General features: G+C 57.8%; 4 protein-coding genes. 2 read left to right on the top strand and 2 right to left on the bottom strand.

What is annotated here, in order from left to right:
- Positions 1-360: 360 nt before the first annotated feature.
- The gene (locus AAC083_RS06560) at positions 361-2,217 is read right to left on the bottom strand and encodes a leukocidin family pore-forming toxin (protein WP_108536132.1); all 1,857 of its coding nucleotides are present in this window, start codon (positions 2,215-2,217) and stop codon (positions 361-363) included.
- A gap of 828 nt (positions 2,218-3,045) precedes the next feature.
- Between AAC083_RS06560 and AAC083_RS06565 the strand changes: the two genes are divergently transcribed.
- Positions 3,046-3,495, top strand: a complete 450-nt coding sequence (locus AAC083_RS06565; protein WP_108536133.1) for a C40 family peptidase — start codon at positions 3,046-3,048, stop codon at positions 3,493-3,495.
- A 64-nt stretch (positions 3,496-3,559) separates the two neighbouring features.
- On the opposite strand, the gene AAC083_RS06570 is transcribed toward AAC083_RS06565, so the two are convergent.
- On the bottom strand, positions 3,560-3,853 hold the full coding sequence (locus AAC083_RS06570; RefSeq protein ID WP_108536134.1) for a hypothetical protein: 294 nt from the start codon (positions 3,851-3,853) through the stop codon (positions 3,560-3,562).
- A gap of 213 nt (positions 3,854-4,066) precedes the next feature.
- Between AAC083_RS06570 and AAC083_RS06575 the strand changes: the two genes are divergently transcribed.
- Positions 4,067-5,187: aldehyde dehydrogenase family protein (locus AAC083_RS06575; protein ID WP_108536135.1), on the top strand; the 1,121-nt coding region annotated here is incomplete at its 3' end.

The following is a 5,187-nucleotide window of genomic DNA, read 5'->3' on the forward strand; positions in this document are numbered from 1 at the left end:
GCTCATTCCAGATAATCGCCAGATATTATTAAATATGAATACTATCGATAATATAACCTCACTCGATCTATGTCCTTGCTGGATGCTCAGGTGCTGTTGATTGCCAGCAAGGCTATGTTCGAGCCCCAAACCCCGCTTATGATGAGCGGGTCACCTGGTCAAAAGAGCCCCCATGCATAGCAAGTTACGGCTGCCCCTGTTGGTCGGTGCCGGGCTCGGCACCACCCGGGTAGAGACTTTATACAAACTGGCCGCGCTGCTCACCCCGCTGATCGAACCCAAGGCCTGACTCTCGGCTGACCTCCATGAAAACGCCGGTAAGTTACCGGCATTTTTATTGGTCAAGACACCAACACTCAATCAGTTTCCTATTGGCGACCCGAAGATCCGGGTGTAGGCGGTCAGGGTACGCAGGCTGACGTCGCCAGGCTGGCCATTCTCGCCATAGAGCGACAGCGCCCCCGTCTGCTTGTTATGCCCCAGCAGCTGATGGGCACTCAGGTTGCTCAGCTGATCACTCCCCGGTTTCCACTCCCAGCGTTGCCCCAGACTCAGGCTGCAGCGCTGCAACTGGCCCAGGTTGTTAGCATCCAGGCAGTAGTCGGTATCCCGCGCACTGACATAGCGGCCGTACTGGTCATAGATGAAGGACTGGTCGGTCGAGGTCTCGCTACACGTCACGGCGCTCACGCCTTGTTGGGCATCGGTGCTCAGGCAACGGTTGTCAACGCCCCCCAGCTGCAGGTTGACCGGGCGACCGCCGGTAAACACCGGGTGGTTCCAATCCACAGTGAAGCGGGTGGAGGCGGCCACCCGTCTACGCTTGTCCTCATCTTCGAAGCCGTGAAAGGAGGCATGCGCTCCCACCACGTAGAAATGCTGATAGATGCCGGTGTAGATGGGGCGGATGTTGACCGAAGAATCAATCGTGAACGTGGTGCTACCCTGCTCGTTGGGTCCTGCCATGTAGATGACGTCCAGATTCGGCACGAAGCCCTTGTAGCTGAGCGGCTTGATGCGGCTGTGCTCCACAGGGTACTTCATATCCCAGACGCCAGCCGTCTGGGAAGAGAGCAGAGACTCCGCGGTGGCATATTGCTCCCGCACCCAGCTGAAACTCACCTTCTGGGCGCTGGGGGCCGAACGTTCGACCCGATAGTCCTGGGTGTTGTAGGCGAGATGGCGCTGCTGGCTGAACTTGGCCGAGGCATCCAGCTTGACCTTGGGCCCATCCTTGTTCACCTCGCCACCGCCGCTGACCCCCACCTCGAAGCCGGAGATCTCGCGATGCTCATACTTGCTGTTGAGGTTGGTGGGCAGGCTCTTGAGCACGGCCGCCTTGCCGTTGGAGGCTTCGATGGTGAAACGGTAGTCCTGGGCGATGGCATCGGTGGCATAGTCCCACAGCCAGCCGTCGATCACGGCGTAATCGACAACGTTCTCGCTCCAAGTCAGCTCTTCGTTGAGCTGGATGCCGGCACCGGCCGACTCCTCATCCAGCGAGATCCGCACTATCTTGGCATCCGGCGTGGCAGAGCCCGTGTTGCCAAATTGCAGGGAACGCTCCAGATTCACCCGATAAACCAGCGAGATGTTCGGCGAGTCACAGAACAATCGATCCCCCCGACCCCAGGTGCGCGAACGCGGGAAGGTACACTCGGCAGCGGTGATCTTGCGATTGACGTTGAGGTAGAAGGCCACATGGGGCAAGCCGGCATCGGCGGCGGCCGGCTGGATCAGGGAGCGTTGGTCCCGCCTGACAAGACTCTCGACCCGCTCCATCATCTGATAGAAAGCCGGGTCATCAACGCCCCCCAACGGGGTAAACAGCAGCGCCCCCTTGTAGGCGGAAACCAGCACCCAGTCGGCATCGAACGAGATACCGGTCAGCCGCGCCATGGCCTTTCTGGCCTGTTGCCGCTGGTCCTTATCCGTGATGGCACTGAAATCGATGAAGACGCGATCCCCCTGCACCAGCACGCGTTCGCGCAGCTGCTCAGGGGTCAGCCCCCTGATGGCTTGCTGCTCATCCAGCCAGATGTTGGCGTTGAAGTAGACAAGTCCCTGCTCCGATTGCAGGCTGGCCAGCATGGTGGTGCCCTGATCGGTACGCTCGCCTATGTCTTCGGCCTGCACGCTGCCTGCCAGCAAAGCCAGGGCGAGCAAACTGAGAGTGGGAACCCGGGTAATGAATGTGCGTGGTTTTTTATTTTTCATTGTGAACTCCATGTCGAATCACGCCAGACTATTTCCATCATGAGGCGAAACAGCACAAACCTATTGTTGATAGTTATATTTTCGCGTGATTCTGCTTGCTTGCCGCTCAATGCCAACCATTTTTATCATCGTGAATGAACAACGTGTTTATGGTGGGTCTTTCATATGACAAAACAAGGACTACGATACGGTCTAAAATAGAATATTCGGCGCTCGCCGATACTATTAAACGGTTGTCGCGCTATCATAGCGCTGCCCATTTTTGATACGGGCGACATCTGTTTTTCCCTGTTCATCGGCCTGAACGATGAAGCGGGAGCCTGATGCCTTCGGCATTCTGCCGCGAGGAAACACTCAGGGCTATGAGATAAATATCATAGGGAGCCCCTCCTCTGTCTGGTGATATTTTCAGGCAACGCCCGCCACAGGTTACATATTGCCCAGTGAACCCATGACGGAAATAAACTCAGATATATCTCGTTTTCTGCCATCATATGGATGACGGGCGTGACATGTCTCGCTACCAGCTGTAATACCATTTTATCATAACAAATCACCCTGATACTCAAACGTAACACATATCACACTGTGGCATCAACAATGTTAACCATAAAATCACTTATATTTAAATGGAATAATTACTTTAATATTGAAATGCTCATTCCAGATAATCGCCAGATATTATTAAATATGAATACTATCGATAGCATAACCTCACTCGGTCTATGTCCTTGCTGGATACTCAGGTGCTGTTGATTGCCAGCAAGGCTATGTTCGAGCCCCAAACCCCGTTTATGATGAGCAGGTTACCTGATCGAAGGAGCCCCCATGCATTGCAAGTTACTGCTGCCCCTGCTGGCCCTGTTGCTGGGCGCCTGTTCCAGCACGCCCGAACCACCACCACCACCCCGTCAGAGCAGTGCCTTCGACGGCTTCTACCAGCAATGGCGCGGCGTGCCCTATCGCATGGGCGGATCCAGCAGGGCCGGGCTCGACTGCTCCGCCTTCACCCAGCTTGCCTATCAGCAGGTGCTCGGCTTCAACCTGCCCAGAACCACTGAATCCCAGGCTAGCCTGGGCACGCCGGTCGATCGCTACCGGTTGCAGCACGGGGATTTGGTCTTTTTCAAGACCGGCTGGCAGCAATACCATGTCGGCGTCTACACAGGGGCCGGGGAGTTTATCCACGCCTCCACCAGCAAGGGGGTGATCCGCTCGCGCCTCGATAATGTCTACTGGAACAGCCGCTACTGGCAGGCTCGCCGCCTGACGCAATGAGCCACGCCGCCACAAGCATTGAGAAGGGCCCGTCACGGGCCCTTCTCAATGCTTGTTTCTGTGCTCAGCGCTTGCGATGCCAGCGCGGCGAGGTGGCTTTCTCGCCCCAGGGGGTGACGCACGGCAACAAGGCCCCCTCGATCACCACATCGCTACTGGCCAGCGCCTCGGCAATCTTCTGATGCAGCACCTGTAGCAGGCGCCCCTCCTGCTCGGCCAGGGAGTGGCCTGCGGCAAAGAACTCGCGCTGGTGTTGCAGTGCCAGCTTCTGGGCAAATTCATAGGTGTTGAAACAATCCGGCATCCGCTCAACCACATCATCAAGCCGGGCCAACAAGCTGTTCAGTTCCTTGGTCATGTCGCTCATTCCTTGTAGGTTGATGGCCAAAAACTACCCCTAATTGGATAAGTCACCAACCACCAAATCTCGAAACGGTGGTGGGTCGCACAGTTCACAGGTGAGTCATCCGCGACCCTATGCTAAGCCAGATGGCAAAACTTTACAGCCGATTAATAAGCCGCTAGATTTAGACCGACCAATCAGTCGGTCAATTAACGCACGAGGTATGCCATGGAAGCGGTTCAGTTGCAGGAGAACACCACAGACAAGCTGTCGCTACCAGGCAAGCTGGACAGGCTCAGACAGGCTTGTCAGGCCAATCCCATGCCAGGTCTGAGCGAGCGAAGAGCCCATTTGAGCCAGCTCAAACGCGCCCTGCTGGCCTACAAGCAGCCGCTGTGTGACGCCCTGGCCCTGGATTATGGCCAGCGTAGCGACTACGACAGCTTGATCGCCGACATACTCCCCTGCGTCATGCAGATCAACTACACCCAGCGGCGGATCAAGCGCTGGATGCGCCCGCACCGCCGTCACACGGGACTGCTGCTGGCCCCGGCCAGGGTCGAGGTGTTCTATCAACCACTCGGGGTAGTCGGCATCATAGTGCCGTGGAACTTCCCCGTGATGCTGAGCCTGGGCCCCCTCATCAGCGCCATCGCCGCCGGCAACCGGGCCATGCTCAAACTCTCCGAATTCACCCCTCACACCAACGCCGTGCTGCGCACCTTGCTGGACCAGGTGTTTGATGAGAATGAGGTCACCGTGGTCGAGGGTGATGCCCAGATGGCTGCCGCGTTCAGTGCACTCCCGTTCGATCACCTACTGTTCACCGGCTCGACCGCAGTGGGCAAGCTGGTAATGGCTGCCGCGGCTCCCCAGCTCACCCCGATCACCCTGGAGCTCGGTGGCAAGAGTCCCTGCCTCATCGCCCCTGACATGCCCATAGCGCTCGCGGTGGAGCGGATGATCTTCGGCAAGAGCCTCAACGCCGGCCAGATCTGCGTGGCCCCCGACTATGTGCTGCTGCCACGGGGCCAGGAACATGCCTTTATCGAGGCCTACCGCAACCACTTCGCTCGCCTCTATCCCCAAGGGCTGGGGAGCCCGGATTACGGCTCCATCATCAATGCGCGCCAGTATGAACGACTCACCGGCTGGCTGGCCGAGGCCGAACAGGCAGGTGCGCAAGTGCACCCCTGCGGCAACCCGGCCCGGGACGACGTCGCTCACCGGCTGATGCCCCACCTGCTGACCGAGGTGCCCAACCACTGCCAGCTGATGCAGCAGGAGATCTTCGGCCCCCTGTTACCCTTGGTGCCCTACGACAGCCTGGACGAGGCGCTCGCCTACAT

The sequence above is a fragment of the Aeromonas sp. HMWF014 genome (assembly GCF_963878295.1).
GTDB classification, from domain to species: domain Bacteria; phylum Pseudomonadota; class Gammaproteobacteria; order Enterobacterales; family Aeromonadaceae; genus Aeromonas; species Aeromonas popoffii.